General features: G+C 39.2%; 16 protein-coding genes. 14 read left to right on the forward strand and 2 right to left on the reverse strand.

What is annotated here, in order from left to right; translation table 11 throughout:
• The first annotated feature begins 4 nt into the window (after positions 1-4).
• The 6 genes from NXG62_RS09805 (at position 5) to NXG62_RS09830 (ending at position 6,308) form a co-directional block, all read left to right on the forward strand.
• Positions 5-1,729 carry an NADH-dependent [FeFe] hydrogenase, group A6 gene (locus tag NXG62_RS09805; protein WP_427112232.1) on the forward strand — a complete coding sequence of 575 codons (1,725 nt, stop codon included), beginning with the start codon at positions 5-7 and terminating at the stop codon, positions 1,727-1,729.
• 194 nt (positions 1,730-1,923) lie between these two features.
• Positions 1,924-2,688: a ParA family protein gene (locus NXG62_RS09810; protein WP_427112233.1), complete on the forward strand. Its 765-nt coding sequence runs from the start codon at positions 1,924-1,926 to the stop codon at positions 2,686-2,688.
• Positions 2,678-3,601 carry a ParB/RepB/Spo0J family partition protein gene (locus tag NXG62_RS09815; protein ID WP_427112234.1) on the forward strand — a complete coding sequence of 308 codons (924 nt, stop codon included), beginning with the start codon at positions 2,678-2,680 and terminating at the stop codon, positions 3,599-3,601. The genes NXG62_RS09810 and NXG62_RS09815 overlap by 11 nt, the downstream gene beginning before the upstream one ends.
• A gap of 98 nt (positions 3,602-3,699) precedes the next feature.
• Positions 3,700-4,224 (forward strand): DUF4446 family protein, encoded by a 525-nt coding sequence (locus NXG62_RS09820; RefSeq protein WP_427112235.1) that lies wholly within the window; start codon positions 3,700-3,702, stop codon positions 4,222-4,224.
• A 63-nt stretch (positions 4,225-4,287) separates the two neighbouring features.
• Positions 4,288-5,190, forward strand: coding sequence for a M23 family metallopeptidase (locus tag NXG62_RS09825; RefSeq protein WP_427114273.1), 903 nt, complete (start codon positions 4,288-4,290; stop codon positions 5,188-5,190).
• A gap of 251 nt (positions 5,191-5,441) precedes the next feature.
• The gene (locus NXG62_RS09830) at positions 5,442-6,308 is read left to right on the forward strand and encodes a cation diffusion facilitator family transporter (protein WP_427112236.1); all 867 of its coding nucleotides are present in this window, start codon (positions 5,442-5,444) and stop codon (positions 6,306-6,308) included.
• Positions 6,309-6,361: 53 nt separating this feature from the next.
• On the opposite strand, the gene NXG62_RS09835 is transcribed toward NXG62_RS09830, so the two are convergent.
• Entirely contained in the window at positions 6,362-7,093 is a 732-nt protein-coding gene (locus NXG62_RS09835) for a M48 family metallopeptidase (RefSeq protein ID WP_427112237.1), read from the reverse strand.
• A gap of 165 nt (positions 7,094-7,258) precedes the next feature.
• Between NXG62_RS09835 and NXG62_RS09840 the strand changes: the two genes are divergently transcribed.
• The 3 genes from NXG62_RS09840 (at position 7,259) to NXG62_RS09850 (ending at position 10,947) form a co-directional block, all read left to right on the forward strand.
• Positions 7,259-7,816 carry a 3'-5' exonuclease gene (locus NXG62_RS09840; RefSeq protein WP_427112238.1) on the forward strand — a complete coding sequence of 186 codons (558 nt, stop codon included), beginning with the start codon at positions 7,259-7,261 and terminating at the stop codon, positions 7,814-7,816.
• Positions 7,817-8,739: 923 nt separating this feature from the next.
• Complete coding sequence (locus NXG62_RS09845; RefSeq protein ID WP_427112239.1) at positions 8,740-8,856, forward strand: transposase; 117 nt, start codon at positions 8,740-8,742, stop codon at positions 8,854-8,856.
• Between the two features lie 201 nt (positions 8,857-9,057).
• Positions 9,058-10,947, forward strand: coding sequence for an LTA synthase family protein (locus NXG62_RS09850; protein WP_427112240.1), 1,890 nt, complete (start codon positions 9,058-9,060; stop codon positions 10,945-10,947).
• Positions 10,948-11,025: 78 nt separating this feature from the next.
• On the opposite strand, the gene NXG62_RS09855 is transcribed toward NXG62_RS09850, so the two are convergent.
• The gene (locus NXG62_RS09855; protein ID WP_427112241.1) at positions 11,026-11,868 is read right to left on the reverse strand and encodes a pyridoxamine kinase; all 843 of its coding nucleotides are present in this window, start codon (positions 11,866-11,868) and stop codon (positions 11,026-11,028) included.
• Between the two features lie 212 nt (positions 11,869-12,080).
• Here NXG62_RS09855 and NXG62_RS09860 point away from each other — a divergent pair, with 212 nt between their 5' ends.
• The 5 genes from NXG62_RS09860 (at position 12,081) to NXG62_RS09880 (ending at position 16,890) form a co-directional block, all read left to right on the forward strand.
• Entirely contained in the window at positions 12,081-13,550 is a 1,470-nt protein-coding gene (locus tag NXG62_RS09860) for an aminotransferase class I/II-fold pyridoxal phosphate-dependent enzyme (RefSeq protein WP_427112242.1), read from the forward strand.
• A gap of 1 nt (position 13,551) precedes the next feature.
• Entirely contained in the window at positions 13,552-14,253 is a 702-nt protein-coding gene (locus NXG62_RS09865; RefSeq protein ID WP_427112243.1) for a dTMP kinase, read from the forward strand.
• Between the two features lie 71 nt (positions 14,254-14,324).
• A complete protein-coding gene (locus NXG62_RS09870) occupies positions 14,325-15,314 on the forward strand; it encodes an ATP-binding protein (protein ID WP_427112244.1) in 990 nt (329 codons plus the stop codon).
• The gene (locus tag NXG62_RS09875) at positions 15,315-16,166 is read left to right on the forward strand and encodes a PSP1 domain-containing protein (protein WP_427112245.1); all 852 of its coding nucleotides are present in this window, start codon (positions 15,315-15,317) and stop codon (positions 16,164-16,166) included.
• A complete protein-coding gene (locus NXG62_RS09880; protein WP_427112246.1) occupies positions 16,123-16,890 on the forward strand; it encodes a tRNA1(Val) (adenine(37)-N6)-methyltransferase in 768 nt (255 codons plus the stop codon). The genes NXG62_RS09875 and NXG62_RS09880 overlap by 44 nt, the downstream gene beginning before the upstream one ends.
• Positions 16,891-16,892: the final 2 nt, after the last annotated feature.

Below are 16,892 nucleotides of genomic sequence, written 5' to 3' on the forward strand. Positions count from 1 at the left end.
GAGTATGAAAACAGTATCTTTGACAATCAATGGAATTGTTGTTAAAGCACCACAGGGTTTTAGTATATTGGAAGCAGCCCGTTCAGCCGGTATTTATATCCCGACGCTTTGTTATCATCCGGATCTGGTACCGGAAGGAGCTTGCCGCATGTGCATTGTGGATGTCAGCGGGGTAAAAACATTGGTGGCATCCTGTATGTATCCTGTGGAAGAAGGAATGATTGTTAAAACGAATACGGCAAAAGTGCGGGAGGCACGGCGTATGGTGATAGAACTTTTGCTGGCAAATCATCCGAAGAATTGTTTGACGTGCCGTAAAAACGGAGATTGTGAGTTACAGACGATGGCGGCTGATATGGGAGTCCGGACGCATCGGTTTGATTGGGGAGAGCGGAAAATACATACGTTTGATGCGTCCAATCCTTGCTTGGTTCGCGATCAAGAAAAGTGTATTTTATGTGGACGATGTATTCGTGTATGCCGTGATATACAACAAATGAATGTATACAGTTTTGCCAATCGGGGGTTTAATTCTATTGTTTCAACGGCGTTTGAACAAGATTTAAGCAAAGTAGCCTGTACGTATTGCGGACAGTGTGCCAGTCTTTGCCCGACGGGAGCCATCGTTGAGAAAGATGATACAGAACGGGTATGGGAAGCGATAAATGATCCAGAAAAAGTGGTGGTTGTTCAAGTAGCGCCCTCTGTCCGAGTAGCATTGGGAGAAGAGATGGGGATGGAAGCCGGCAGTATTGTAACTGGGAAAATGGTGGCGGCACTTCGGAACTTAGGCTTCGATAAGGTATTTGATACAAACTTTAGTGCTGACTTGACGATTATGGAAGAAGGATTTGAATTTCTCGATCGACTGACAAAAGGCGGAGTGCTGCCGATGATAACCTCATGCAGTCCGGGATGGGTGAATATGTGTGAGCTGAAATATCCGGATTTATTGAACCATTTATCCACGGCTAAGTCTCCGCAGGGAATGTTCGGCACAGTCATAAAAACTTACTTTGCCCATCAGGCAGGAATTGATCCGGCACATATAGTCAGCGTTTCTGTTATGCCATGCACTGCGAAAAAAGCGGAGTGTGTGCGGCCGCAATTACGTGATTCGGGGTATCAGGATGTTGATATTGTGATTACGACGCGTGAATTGGGACGGATGCTTCGCGAAGCAGGCATTGATTTCAGGAGCATCCGGGCTGTGGATTTTGATTCACCATTGGGGTATGGAAGCGGGGCCGGAGCTATTTTTGGAAGCAGCGGCGGCGTCATGGAAGCAGCACTTCGCACGGTAGCAGATGTTGTGACAGGACAGGATTTGTGGGATATAGAGTATACGGAAATACGGGGGTTGGATCGTACAAAAGAGGCGCAGGTACAGCTGGGAGATAAGGAAATTCGGATTGCGGTGTGTAATTCCCTGGGAGCAGCGCAAAAAATGATGGACAGGGTGCGAAAGGGTACGGCATCGTATCATTTCATTGAAATCATGGCCTGTCCGGGTGGTTGTATCGGAGGCGGCGGACAGCCGGTTCCGACCAATATGGATATTAAGAAAAAACGTGCGGAAGCGTTATATAAAATTGATGAATATTCCCAATTCCGAAAATCCCATGAAAATCCCGATATTAAAACTATTTATAAAGAATGGTTGGGACAGCCATTAAGTGAAAAATCCCATCATTACCTGCATACTACATATGGCAGGCAAGAACGCTAGGTACCCTTGATTAGTTAAATAAAAACGGCTGTAGATGAAGGTTATGAATGATTTCTATATGCCGTTTTTGTTTTTTTTATTAGTGTAAAACCATGAGTTATCAAGAAGAAATACCTGTTTTTTTCGTGAAATTCATAAAGACCTATGATATACTATAAAGTAGCAAAACTTTTATGTGAAATGAGGTGGCATTGGTGGCACATATCATTGCCGTAACGAACCAAAAAGGGGGCGTCGGGAAAACGACGACTGCTGTTAATTTAAGTGCTTGCTTGGCGACAGCGGGAAAACGCACACTTTTGATCGATCTTGATCCGCAAGGAAATGCTACTAGCGGATTGGGAATAGATAAAGAAAAATTGGAAGGCAATTTGTATGATTGCATTATTGAGAAAGTCCCCATGACCGAGGTTTTGCAGAAAACTGCAGTGAAGAAACTCCATATTGTTCCTGCAACGATGGATTTAGCTGGAGCAGCGGTAGAGCTGGTTAATATGGAAGGGCGTGAAACCATTTTACGGCAAGTACTTCAATCTATTCGGGATATGTATGAGTTTGTTGTTATTGATTGTCCTCCGTCATTGGGATTATTGACTATTAATGCGTTGGTGGCGTCTGATTCAGTAGTTATTCCCGTGCAGTGTGAATTTTATGCATTGGAAGGTTTGGCACAGCTGATGCAGACGGTAGAAATGGTACGGGACAGCATGAATAAAAATTTGCGACTATTAGGATTGGTTCTTACTATGTTTGATGGAAGAACTAATTTATCGATTCAAGTTACGGAAGAAGTTAAAAAATATTTTAGCGGACAGGTTTTTAATACTATTATTCCAAGGAATGTCCGTCTGGGGGAAGCTCCAAGCCATGGTGAACCCATTACTACGTATGATCCGCACTCGCGGGGAGCAGAAGTATATAAGAAATTGGCAAGAGAGGTGATTGACCGTGTCGGTTAAAAAAAAAGGACTGGGGGCAGGGACTGGATTAGGAAAGCGGTTGGAAGCCTTGGGCCTTACAGAAAGTCATCTTGATGATGGCAGGAAATCTGCGCTGGAAATAAAAGTTACCGATATCGTACCCAATCCTCGACAGGCACGTAAGATTTTTCATAAAGAAGCGTTGCAAGCATTAGCAGATTCTATTAGTCAATATGGAATTGTCCAACCGATAGTAGTTCAAAAAAAGGAAAATGGAAAATATGAACTTGTTGCAGGGGAACGTCGCTGGCGGGCAGCTCAATTATGTCATTTAAAGACAGTACCGGCTATTATTAAAGAATATGCGGTTGATGTAGCTACGGAAATTTCTTTAATTGAAAATTTACAGCGCGAGGATCTTGACGCGATTGAAGAAGCAGCTGCCTATCAACTGTTGATTCAAGAATTTGAACTGACCCAAGAACAGGTATCCGTAAAGGTGGGTAAAAGTCGTTCTCATGTAGCTAATATGATGCGTCTTCTGCAGCTTCCGCGGTGTATTCAGGCAATGCTTTCTGATGGACGACTTACGATGGGGCAGGCTCGTCCGTTACTTATGTTGAAAAATGAAACACAGCAGCTGAATTTGGCAGAGCGAATTATTCGGGATGGTTTGTCAGCACGGCAAGTAGAAATATTGGCTAAAACAATAATGGAACACAAGGGAAAAGAAGAAAAAAAAACAGTAGAAAAAGATGCGTATTTGGAATCACTTCAAGATAAATTGAAAATGCATTTGGGTACTGGTGTTTCTATTCATTTGAATCATAAAAAAAATACTGGGAAAATTGAAATTTCATTTACTTCTGAAAAGGAATTTGAACGATTATTAGTTATGCTTACGGACGAAGAACAGAAAAGAGAATATACTATTTCTGATTTTAATGTTTAAAAAAATTATAATTAATTTACAATAGAGGTTGTTTTTTTTGCTTTTTTTAGTGTATTATAAAGTACGGACTTTAATAGATACTTCAGCAGGAGGAAAACATGTGGGATGGAATGAATATGGGGATGATGTATCTGGTTGCTGCCGGTGCAATGGGCATTTTGCTATTGCTCTTGCTTGTATATATAGTGGTGTTAAATTATCGCGTTAATAAATTAACAAGGAAATATAATTTTTTTATGCAGGATGAAACGGGGAAAAGCGTAGAGACCAAATTACATGAAGATGTAGCACAGCTGCGTGAATTGTCGGACACGTTAGATTCCCTATACGGCACTCAAGCGGAAATGTTGACGATACAGAATCATTGTTTTCGAAAAATTGGTTTTGTGAAATATAATGCGTTTGATAACATTGGAAATCATCTGAGTTTTGCTTTTACGATTTTAGATGGTAAGAATGATGGTTTTTGTCTTTCCAGTGTGTATGGAAGAAATGAGTCACGTATTTTTGCGAAACCTATTGTTAATGGGCAAAGCTTATATAGCATGAGTGAAGAGGAAAAAGAAAGTTTGGAAAATGCATTGAATTACACGGGAGAAGTAACTGCCGTTAACAAAGAATGAAGAAGGGACCAATAATTGAATATCCAAACATATAAGCACCAATGGCAGTGTGAAGTAAAGAAAATAACCAAACAATTTCACGCACTTCGTAACAATCGAACAGGACCCATTTTGATTACGCCAAGGCAGTATAGACGTGTAATTATAACTGCTGCAGCGGCGGCAATATTGATTGTGATGGGAGCTGTTATAGGTGTATTTGAATATGTAGAATTACAGAATGTGCGGCAAAAGGAAATGTTGCATGAGCAGCAGCTTGAGATTATGCGGGATAAAACTGCATCATTGCAGGATAAAATGGATAAATTAGATTCACTGGATCAGGAATTACGCCAGATGGTGAAAGGAGCTGAAACTGGCGACAGCCCAAAAGGTGATGGTGGGGTAGCAGATAAGCCGAAGAAATCTCCGGACCTTTCTGCGGCAAGCTTTAATGATTTGTTACTTACCACCTCTCGTATGGAAACAAGGGTCAATGCTCGTGTTGTAAGCTTTATCACGCTAAAAACAGTTTTAAGTGACACAGCGGGTGAACAGGTTCGGGAAATGCAGCAATCTCATAAAAAATATGAATCGTCAAACTATCCATCTATTTGGCCGGTTAAAGGAACTATTACATCTAAATTTGGATACCGCGGTAATCCTATCGGTGGTGGAACGGGTTTTCACGAAGGCGTTGATATCGCTGTAGATTATGGTACACCTATACGAGCAACGGCATCGGGAACGGTAACAATTGCCGGCTGGACCGGTGGGTATGGCAACTTGGTAGAAATTGATCATGGCGGTGGATTTGTAACACGCTATGGTCATAATTCGATGTTGTTAGTTGTTCAAGGACAAACGGTTAAGACTGGTGATATTATTGCCTTGGCTGGTAGTACAGGAAACAGTACAGGTCCGCATTGCCATTATGAAGTTCGTGTAAATGGCACTCCAACGGATCCGATGTTATTTTTACCATAACATAACAGAGAAAGGAGTTATCTGAAAAGGTGACACGTACTCCTTGTCTTTTGATTAGGGAATGATAAATGAGAAAATACCACTTTTATTCTCATTTATATATTTACAAATGAGAATAAAAGTGGTATCATTAGCTTTACCGGACAGATTACATTTTGTAATTGGGCGAAAGCAACAGGTCAGCCTGTGGGAATTTAGGTACGTTCCCACAGGCTGTTTTTATATTATTTAATTTGAAGGAAGATATCAATATGTTACAACAAGAAATTCAATTGAAACGTAATACTGCAAGGTTATCCGTTATTAGCAATATAATTTTGGTGATATGTAAGCTCTCTGTTGGAATGTTAACTGGTACGGTCAGCATTATTTCGGAAGCTATTCATTCGGGAGTCGATCTTCTGGCAGCGGCTATTGCTTTTATGGCAGTTAAAAAATCATCATTGCCTCCCGACCAAGATCATGATTATGGACATGGAAAAGTAGAAAATATATCAGCTGCTTTTGAATCACTATTAATCATTTTAGCGGCAGTGTTTATTTTATCGGAAGCTATTACTAAGTTGACGGTACCTCAGGAACCACAATCATTAAATTTAGCCATTATTGTTATGTTGGGATCTAGTTTGTTAAATGTTTTTATTTCACGGCGATTATGTGCCGTTGGTAAACAGACTGGGTCACAAGCTTTACTGGCGGATGGAATGCATTTACGTACCGATGTTTGGACTTCGGCCGGTGTCATGGCCGGGATTTTGTTTATGAAAATAACTGGATTTTTATGGATTGATCCATTGATTGCTTGTTTAGTTGCAGGCGGAATTATGCGCGTTGGGTATAAAATGTGCCGTTCGAGTTACGATGATTTGACAGATGCGTCATTAAGTGAAGCTGAAGAAGGCCGAATCGGCAATATTATTATGAAAAATCCAGAAGTGTTGGGATTTCACCATCTTCGTACACGTATGGCCGGTCAGGAAGTATTGATGGATTTTCATTTGGAATTAGATAAAACATTATCATTGTGTCAAGCGCATACCATATCTGAAGAGGTAGAAGCGTCGCTGCATAAAGAATACGAAAATTGTGATCCTGTCATACATATTGACCCAAAATGATAATTCAATACGAAAAAATATAATGATCATACTCCGTGATAAGATACGGATATTTATATGCAGTATGGTTGATATAGGAGCATTGCTTTTTTTCGTTTCTGCCAATCAGGCATAATTTTTTCTACAAAAGCATAGAACTGGGAAGAGTGATTAGGATGTATAAGATGACAAAGTTCATGTAAAACAACGTACTCGGTGCAATAATTGGGCATAACCGCTAAGTATGTATTTAACGTTATTCTTTGCTTGTAGGGTATACAAGACCCCCAACGGGATTTCATCAAGCGCTGGCGGAATTGAGGTGGAGTAGTTATACCATATGGACGAACTAATTTTAGGCTTTGTTTAATGACAACAGGAAGATACTGTGTAGCTGTCTGGCGTAAAAATTTATGGTAAAGGCTGCGTTTATATGCCCAATCATCTGGCTGGGGTGTTTCTATTTGCAATACATTGTTTTCTGTGTATATTAAGTTTGATCGACTGTGGTTGACTTGTACTATCATCTTTTTCCCTAAAAGATATATCACGTCTTTTGATTTTAAAAATATTGTAGGGTGTAATATTTTCTGCTGACGTATTTGAGAGAGCACACGTAGAATAAAATATTTATGAATGGTGAGGAAGGTTTCTATGCGAGGTTGAGAAACATGGGGAGGGGAGGAAATATACACTGTTTCGTCCGGACGGATACGCAGATTGATGTTTTTTATGTCCTTTTTTTCCCATGTGTATAGAATAGATGTATTATCAAGTGTAATTTGGTGTATATGTATATTTTTCATGTTTATTCCTTTACGTTTATTTTTATAAAAATGGTGGGCCGAATCAGCAGTAGGAATTCTATATATAGGAAGTACATGTATGTTAAAACTGCAAATTTTATATAAAAAAACTGCAATCTTAAAATACGTGGTATAATATAATTATTTGAAAGGATGTTATTATAGATGTTGGATTTTACAGCGATTGATTTTGAGACAGCTAATAAATATACTAACAGTGCCTGTTCTTTGGCTGCTGTTACAATGCATGATCGACAATGTGTACAAGAGGCATATTCCCTTATCCATCCCCCATTTATGCGTTTTGATCCAGTAAATGTAGAAATTCATGGAATAACTGAAGATAAAGTAGCACAAAAACCAACTTTTGATGTGTTGTGGGCTGATATACGACGTCATTTGGAAGGCCGAATAGTTATTGCTCATTATGCGGTATTTGATATGCGTGTTTTGCGCAGTATGCTTAAAACGTACGAATTGGAACGGCCACAAATGCAATATGCTTGTACTGTGGAGATATCACGTAAAGTTTGGCCGGATTTACCAGACCATAAACTGAATACGATGGCCGATTATTTGGGTATTTCTTTCCAACATCATCAGGCTCTTGATGATGCAAGAGTGTGTGCGGCGATTGCATGTGCAGCGGCTGAAAAACTACATGCGGCTTCTTTTGAAGAATTAATGTTTCTTACAGGATTAACATTAAAACAGTTTAAGTAAATTGCTATATAGCGTTGGTTTTACAAAGAATGCAAAGTGATTATTGCAGAGTAATAGGATGAAATCACAATATAAAGAAAATGATGGTTTGAAAATCAGAAAAATGAAGGAAGAAACGTACGTTTGAATTTTTTCTTTGTTTTTCTGACTTTGTTTTTCTCTGTATTTTTAATAGCGTTTTATAATACAATGTACCGATTTATTTCGGATGTATTGCCGATAGAAATATCGAAATTGAGATGTAAACGTCCTCTTATTTTTAAAAAAAATTGCGCCTTACGTACTTTATAAAAAGTTTTTAAAATTTGGTTTTGAATAATTGATTTCGAAAATGCATACGGTTTAAAACGGAAGAGTTATCAAAATTCCGAAAAAGTAAGTATCAGGTAAACTAATAAAGAGTGAAACATGGATAGCTTACCCAAATTTTACCGCATCTTTTGAAAAAATGCTAATGAAATTTATATCAGAGGAAGATCCCATGCAATCTATTTTTAAATGGCATTACGAACAACGAATGGATACTGAAGTGGAAAGCAAGATTTGTGTCGAAAAATTAGAATGAAACAAAGCGTGTCAAGGATACCCGTCAGGTTGCCACGTTCACCGCTTTGAAATAAGAACAAGGTATGTATTGTCGTATCAGATGGACGTAAAGGCATGGTCAAGGCAGCCCGCGAAACGTTATTTGACTGCTTTTAGCAGTATTTTAAGGTTTATTTCATGCGTAACATATTGGGACATGTTCCTATAAAAAGAAAAAATATTTTGCCAAAAAACTCAAACAAATCTGGTTGCGGTCAGACTATGAAAGTGTTAAAAAATATGCCAATATATTCATGGGGGATTATGAACGGAAATAGCTGCCAAAGTTATAACTGCATTAGAAGAGGGGATGGGAGACTCGCTTTAGTTTTCAAGAAATGAATGCCAGAAAAATATCCTCTGCGAATTTTCTGGAGCGGTTAAATAAAGAAATCTGTCGCCGAACAAAGGTTGTTGGAATTTTTTCAAGTATGGATTTATTACTTTATTTTTAAGGCTTAGCATACCTTTTTTATGTGAGAAGTTTTAGTCATTTTATCTATTGTAGTATGCTAAATAAAACTGCAATAGTATGTAAAATAATGTAATAATTATATCGTATTATTAATAAATAAATTTAGATACATATGTATCAGAGGAATCTTGAATGTGTTAAAATATAAGAATCATAAAGTGGGTTGAAAGGATCTGTTACATTGCGATTTTTACATCATATACAGCAAGATTTAAAGCTTTTTATTTATTTACACGTCATCATAATGATATTCCGCTGGTCTTTTATTGCAATTTATTCAGGGCAATTAAGCGATGCCAATATGCACGACGTATGGCTGACTTTTTGGTTTGGATTGCGTATTAGTTTAAAGACCGCGGCAGCGTTTACGGCAGTATCCTTGGTTTTTGCAACAATACCAGTCAGCTTTTTAAAAAAATGGCCGGGAGACCGGATTCGCTTAATTTGGGGAAGTATCAGTACTGCTGTATTGTCTTTTTTATTTATGGTTCGGATTCCTTATTATCGGGTATTCCATCAATCCTATAATATTATGCTTTTCAATGGAATGAAGGATGATAAAACCGCTATATGGCAGACCATGGTTAGTCAATATCAATTATGGCCGCGTTTGGCCGGTTGTATTATATTGGCAGCGATTTTGGTATATCTGTGGTATCGTTTTTCACAAACAAAAACATGGACACCTAAAAAAAATGTACGCCTTGTTGTTTGCGTTATTGTTTTATTTTTACCTGTGTTTGGTATTTTTTGCAGATTTGGCGGAGCGTTTAATTCAGACAGTGGAGTTCCATGGGAGGATGCGGGACAAACACGGTCACATTTATTAAATGAAGCTATACTTGATGATGGGCAGGCGTTATATAGAGCATATAAGACATATCAGCGTGCCTATAGCAAGGCTCAACGCAAGATTTCACCACAGGAGTTAAAGGATGCGATTCGTACTTTAGGGGGAAATCCCAATGCTAAGACGATAGATGAAGCTTTTTTGCATAAAGCATCAGGTTCTCCACTGAAAACACCGCCTAAAGATGTGGTGCTTGTTGTTGGAGAGAATTATGCGTTATGGCCTCTTTTACCACAATATCAAGACCTGGGATTATGTCTGAGTGGAGAAAAATTAGCGAAAGGGGGAGCTTCTACGTATCAATTCTTGGCGGCAGGAAACGGTACAATAACGTCACTTAATGGTTTGTTTACCGGTCTTCCTTATGTAGGATTAGCACCTAATTATATCCAAAATCCAGATGGAGCATATGGAATGGGTATTGGAATGCTTATGAAAAAAATGGGATATAAAACGGTTTTTTGGTATGGAGGATTAAGCAGCTGGCAAGATATAAAGGCATTTACTCTTCGAGAAGGGTTTGATGAATTTCATTGTTCTGATGAAATGCCGCCGCAAGATGAAGGAACTTGGGGAGTTCCTGATGGAGAACTATTCAATGCTATTCAAAAATATATGGCAAAGGATACGGGAAAAACCTTTCATATGATTATGACGACAACGAATCATCCGCCATTTGCTTATAATGTAGATGCTTATGGTTTTCCTCGCAAAGAAGTTACAGAAAAACTGCCTAAAACGATTCCAACAGATAAAGCAACAATTGACCAGTTAGGCCATATTTGGTATGCAGACAATGTTTTGGGTAAATTTATTGATGATGTTTCGGATAAGGACCCTAGTGCCTTATTTGTTGTAACCGGCGATCATGCAGAACGTTTTAATTTTGCTACGGATGTGTCTTTGCCGGAACTGAGTGGAATTCCTTGCTTCTTTTATGGCGATGGGGTTACTCCGAATATGCTGCCTCCTGAAGCGGCAGGAAGTCATCTACAGATTATACCGACTCTTGCGGAGTTCATTTTGCCGCAGGGTGCTGAATATGAAGCGTTGCTTCCACCGCTTACGAGGTCACAACAGGCGTTTAACTATCGATTGGTTATTAACAAGGGATCCATGATGGAAGAGAAAAATATGCATGATATGTCATACGAGAAATATATTACAGCGGCGCGTACTATTGCGATATGGCGTATTTTGAAAGGCAATGCAATACCTTAATATAAAGTAAAGCTGCCTTTCGTGCGTTAGCTATATAATCTAATGCACGAAAGGCAGTTTAATATTTATGCAGATAAATTATTTTTTTTCAATGTTTTGCAAATGCAATAAACAGGGTTCTATTTGGACGCCTTCACGGGGATCATTGCCGGATTGGTATGTATAATTGATACAATAATTCATAAAGCGGATTACTTTACTGACAGCATCATGAAGAGAAAAGTCTTTTAAAAGACAGCCGGTAAGAACACTCGTAAATAAATCACCGGTTCCACAGGTGTTGAAGGGAATACGGGGACTTGTGTATTCGTCAAACGAAGCAGTCATGCTATCATAACTGATATTTTTGATTTCATCATTTGAGGCAGGAACGCTGGTAATAACAATTTTGCTCGGTCCTAATGCAGATAATTTCTGACACCAAGTAGTTATTTTCTTAGTTGTAGGTATTTCTTCTTTATACGGAACATCAAGAAGTAAGCAAGCTTCGGTATAATTGGGTGTTATTACCGTAGCTTTACTGATGAGATGATGCATAGCTTCAATGATAGCTGGTTTGAATACAGGATAAAGATTTCCGTTGTCGGCCATGGCTGGATCTACGATGACTATAGTATCTTTTTTGGCAAAACGGGAAATGGCATCTTCAACGATAGAAATTTGTTCCGCATTTGCTAGAAAGCCGCTATATATAGCATCATATTCATAGCTATTTTTTTGCCATATATCCATAAAATGCCGCATATGAGGGGAAAAATCATAAAAATCGATATTATCATAGGTTAAATTATTACTGTATATGGCGGTTGGAAAAGGGCAAACTTGTATACCCATTGTAGATAATACCGGCAGTACTGCAGTTAAAGAGCACCTTCCAAAAGCACACATATCATGAATTGCCAAGACTCGTGGTGTTTTCATTTTATACCTCCTAATGTAAACTGTACTAATATTTTAATGCAAAATATGCATAGTGTAAATGGGACAGATGGGGAATATTTCTGTCCCTTATATATACTTTATTTTATTTAGAATGAGTATAATTTCTTGTCAATATACATGTCTCATGATAAAATATAAAGACATTGATGTCCGTGCTTTTGCATGGATTTTTTTGTTAGAAAGGAAACACTATGGATAAAAATCGACAAGGTAGAGCTCCTTTTGTAGAGGCTTTGGAAGCGTATGTACATCGACAAATGATGCCGTTTCATACGCCGGGGCACAAGATGGGAAAAGGGGCCTCTTGTTATCAGAAACATCTTTTTGGAGGAGCGTTAGCCCGGGATTTGGGATTGATGTATGCTTTGGATGATTTGTTCCAACCGGAAGGACCCTTGCGGGAGTCTATGCAGCTAGCATCTGATTTATATGGTGCCGGTCGAACTTTTTTTTCGATAAATGGAACAACTGCTTGCGTTCAAGCGATGATATTGGCAGTATGCCGATGTGGGGAGGAAATCCTTATCCCGCGGGAATCGCATAGTTGTGTAATGAGTAGCCTTATTATGAGCGGAGCTGTACCCGTGTATATGGAGAGCCGTTTCGCACAAAAGGAACAAATATCACTGGGCCCGGATATGGATAGTTTACAAAAAGCTTTGGATAAGCATCCGCAGGCTAAGGCTGTTCTTTTTACATACCCCACTTACGATGGGATTGCGTGTAATCTTCGAGATATGGCGGCGTACGCACATAATAAAGGATTGGTGGTTCTTGTTGATGAAGCACATGGGGCTCATCTTCCATTTCATGAGGATCTTCCAGATACGGCATTATCTTGTGGTGCAGATTGTGTAGCACAAAGTACACATAAGTTAGCAGGATCATTAACACAGACATCGATGTTGCATTGCCGTAAAGGGTTTAGCGGTACCGGAAAAGTTGCAGTGGCTATGACCCTTGTTCAATCGACGAGTCCCAATTATTGGTTTTTGGCATCGCTTGACAGTGCCCGCTGTCAACTCGCGTTACAGGGAACGGAATTAGTGGGAAGTGCTGTTGAATTAGCTCGCGAGTTGCGTAATCAATTGAATAATATTGAAGGAATAGTTTCTTTTGGAAAGGAAATTCTTTCTTATCCCTGCGTAAGCGGATTTGATGAAACTAAAATTACTATCGATTTTTCTCGAATCGGTTTTTCTGGCCGACAAGCAGAACTTTTGTTGCGACAGCAGGGAATCGAAGTGGAGATGACAGCGGGAAATCATGTATTAGCGCTGATTACTATAGGCGATGATAAACGGAGCATTGCATCATTACTGCGGGCTTGCCAAAAAATAGCATGTGGAAAAAGACAAAAGACCATAGATATGAAAGAACCATCTTTGCCACACCCTGAAATAGTGATTTCACCGCAGAAAGCATGGAATGGGCAGGTTGAAGCAGTTCCCCTGACGGAAAGTGAAGGGCGTATTGCGGCAGAAACCATAACTTTTTATCCTCCTGGGATTCCGGTTATTTCTTTAGGGGAACGAGTTACTAAAGAATGTTTGGTATATATAATAGATAAATTGACTTATGGATATATTCCTCATGGGGGTTCAGATAAAACGTTGCAGACGTTGCGCGTCCTAAATTATTATGATAAAGAAGGGAGATAACATGGCAGGATATTTAATTATATTAGAAGGCGGCGATGCTTGCGGCAAGGCAACACAGACAAAACTTCTCCATGAACATCTGCAAAAAGATGGAGAGCAAGTACGGTCTGTCAGTTTTCCCGATTATGATAGTCCGTCCAGTACACTCGTAAAAATGTATCTGGGGGGGGCTTTTGGCAAAGATGCAGATGCAATTAATCCTTATGCAGCGTCGACTTTTTATGCGGTTGATCGATTTGCGTCATATCAAATGAAGTGGAAAACTTTTTTTAAGGAAGGCGGTATTATACTGGCAGATCGGTATACTACAAGCAATATGCTATATCAGATGATAAAGTTTAATACCACGCAGGAACGCCAGACATATTTACAATGGCTTTGTGACTTGGAATTTTATAAAATGGGACTTCCTGTACCGGATTTAGTTATTTTGTTGGATATGCCGTTGCAAGTAAGTGAAAAATTAATGTCTCAGCGAAAAGGAAAAACAGGTGGACGGACTGGTGATATTCACGAAAAAAACAGAGAGTTTTTAACTAAGTGTCATCATGCCTATCATGAACTTGCGAAAACTTACGGCTGGCAAAAAATTGACTGTACAAAAGGAGAAGAACTAAGATCACCGGATGATATACATCTAGATATTTATACGAAAGTAAAAGCACTGTTAAGGAAACAGAAGAATACGAATGAAATAATCTGAAATTATAGACTTTATAGGAAAATACTTTTATAATAAACTAGATAGACATTATTTTCGAGGAGGTTTTTGTGGTGGATGATTCATATTTTGCCGATATCATTGGCCATGACAGAATAAAAAAACGTCTGCGGCATTTAATTGAAATTGATCGAATGCCTCATGCGATTATTTTTACCGGATCCTCTGGCTTGGGAAAAACTAGTATGGCTGTAGCCGCTGCTTCGGCAATGGTACATCGTCGAGTTCTTTCCAATTGGAAAGAGTATGGGGAACAGTTTATTGTACAAGATCGAGATGATGTTTATTTTTTGGCACCTATGGGATCCATGCTTAAAGTTGATCAATTTCGTCAGCTTCAGGAAAAACTTATGCTTATGGGAGAACTTGGCAGTAAACGCATTTGCCTTATTGATCATGTAGAGACAATTAATAAGGAGTTTGCGAATCGCATGCTGAAAATATTAGAAGAGCCGCCGCTGGATGTTTGTTTTTTTCTTGTTACAAATCAAATTGATATATTGTTACCGACAATTATTTCCAGGTGTGTTGTTTTTTCTTTTGAACCCGTAGAAGATAAAGAAATGGCCGATGGATTGGTTCGCCTGCGAGGTGGTACCTTTAAAGACTATGAACAAGCGATTCTGTGGGGCGGGGGAAATGTGCGGACCGTACTGGATTTATTGGATGGGAAAGGAACGGAAAGTGTGCACTGTGCTCTGGAATTTCTCCGTCTTATGTCAAAGAATGCGTGTCCCTATGCGAAATGGCTGACGATATCAGTTGCTTTTACAGATAAAGATACAATGGGAATTTTACGTTGGATAGGTATTTTTTTGCGTGATATGATAGTTATTCGAAACGGGAGCACCCCGGATCAGATACGATTGAAACAATATAGAGAAAATATAATAGAATTGCTTCCTTTTTGGTCTGATGAAGCGATATTTAATGGATTAGAAGCTCTTGATGCGGGGACAGAAGCTGTTTTGCGTCATGTTAATACACGACTTGTCTGGGATTATGTTATTATCCGATTCCAGCAATCAAAAGGAGGAATTTAGGTGATAGTTGTAGGCGTACGTTTTAAGGCAGCCGGTAAAGTATACTACTTTGATCCTACGGGTATCGAATTAAATATAAATGATGGCGTTATTGTGGAAACCGCTCGTGGTATGGAATATGGAACCATTGTTATTGCTCCCCGAGATGTTCCTGATAGTGAAGTAGTACAACCATTAAAACCAATAATTCGTAAAGCAACAGCAAAGGATCAACATCAGGTAGAAAAGAACAGAGAACGAGAAAAAAAAGCGCTTTCGATTTGTCTTGAAAAAATTGCGAAACATAAGTTGCCAATGAAACTTATTGATGTAGATTATACATTTGATATGGGAAAGATTATATTCTTTTTCACTGCGGACGGACGTATTGATTTTCGTGAACTTGTGCGTGATTTAGCTTCGGTTTTTCGTACACGCATTGAACTCCGTCAGATTGGATTGAGAGACGAAGCAAAGATGGTCGGAGGGATTGGTTGCTGTGGCAGACCTTTATGTTGTGCATCTTTTTTAGGTGATTTTAAACCTGTATCCATTCGTATGGCGAAAGGGCAGGGAATGTCGCTTAATCCGACTAAAATTTCGGGTATTTGTGGAAGACTTATGTGTTGTTTGCGTTATGAAAATGATTTATATACGTCAGGCGAGCTGAAATGTACTAATTGTCAACACAGGTCTACAAAATCTGAAGAACAAAGCGCCCCGGTTGTGGGACAGCGGATTATTACCGATGAGGGATTGGGGACAATATTGCGAGTCCATATGAAGGATCATACTGTTAAAGTTCAATTAGAGTCAGGACATACTGTCAATGTATCTTGGGCGGATATTGCCGTTCCAGATCAAGATGATTAAACTTAATAAGCACGAACGTCTTGATGATCTTGTCCTTGATGGAATGAAAATTATACAGCGGGATGATCAATTTTGTTTTTCTTTAGATACAGTGTTACTAGCACATTTTGGAGATGTACCGTATGGACCGGTTCTTGATTTGGGAACAGGAACGGCGGCGATACCTCTTATTTTGACCGCGCGCGGAGCGAGAAATATTATTGGGATAGAGTATAATCCGGTTATGGCAGATATTGCTCACCGTAATGTTGAACTGAATAGCCGAAGTGATTATATTCGTATTACAGAAGGCGATTACAGGAAGTTAAAAGATTGGTTTTTAAGTGGTGCTTTTTCCGTTGTTTATGCCAATCCGCCGTACCGGGAAATAGGCAGGGGTGCAGAAAGTAAAATTGAGGGTGTTCGCCGGGCCTGCCATGAAGAAACTGTTTCACTAACGGATGTAATAAAAGCCGCACGCTATGCTCTTAAATACCATGGACGTTTTCGCATGGTCCATATAACGGAACGACTAACAGATGTATTGACAGCGATGCGAATGTATAATATAGAACCAAAGTCTTTGTGTATGATTCATGGGCGAATTCATAAACGGGCCAAGCTTTTTCTTATTGAAGGCATTCACGGAGGGAAAACAGGTCTTACCGTGCAGCCTCCACTTATTGTTCATAATGAAGATGGTTCCTATACACAGGTCATCCTGGATTGGTATGGCAAAAAATGATA

This window comes from Megasphaera sueciensis (genome assembly GCF_050219315.1).
Classification (GTDB): domain Bacteria; phylum Bacillota; class Negativicutes; order Veillonellales; family Megasphaeraceae; genus Megasphaera_A; species Megasphaera_A sueciensis.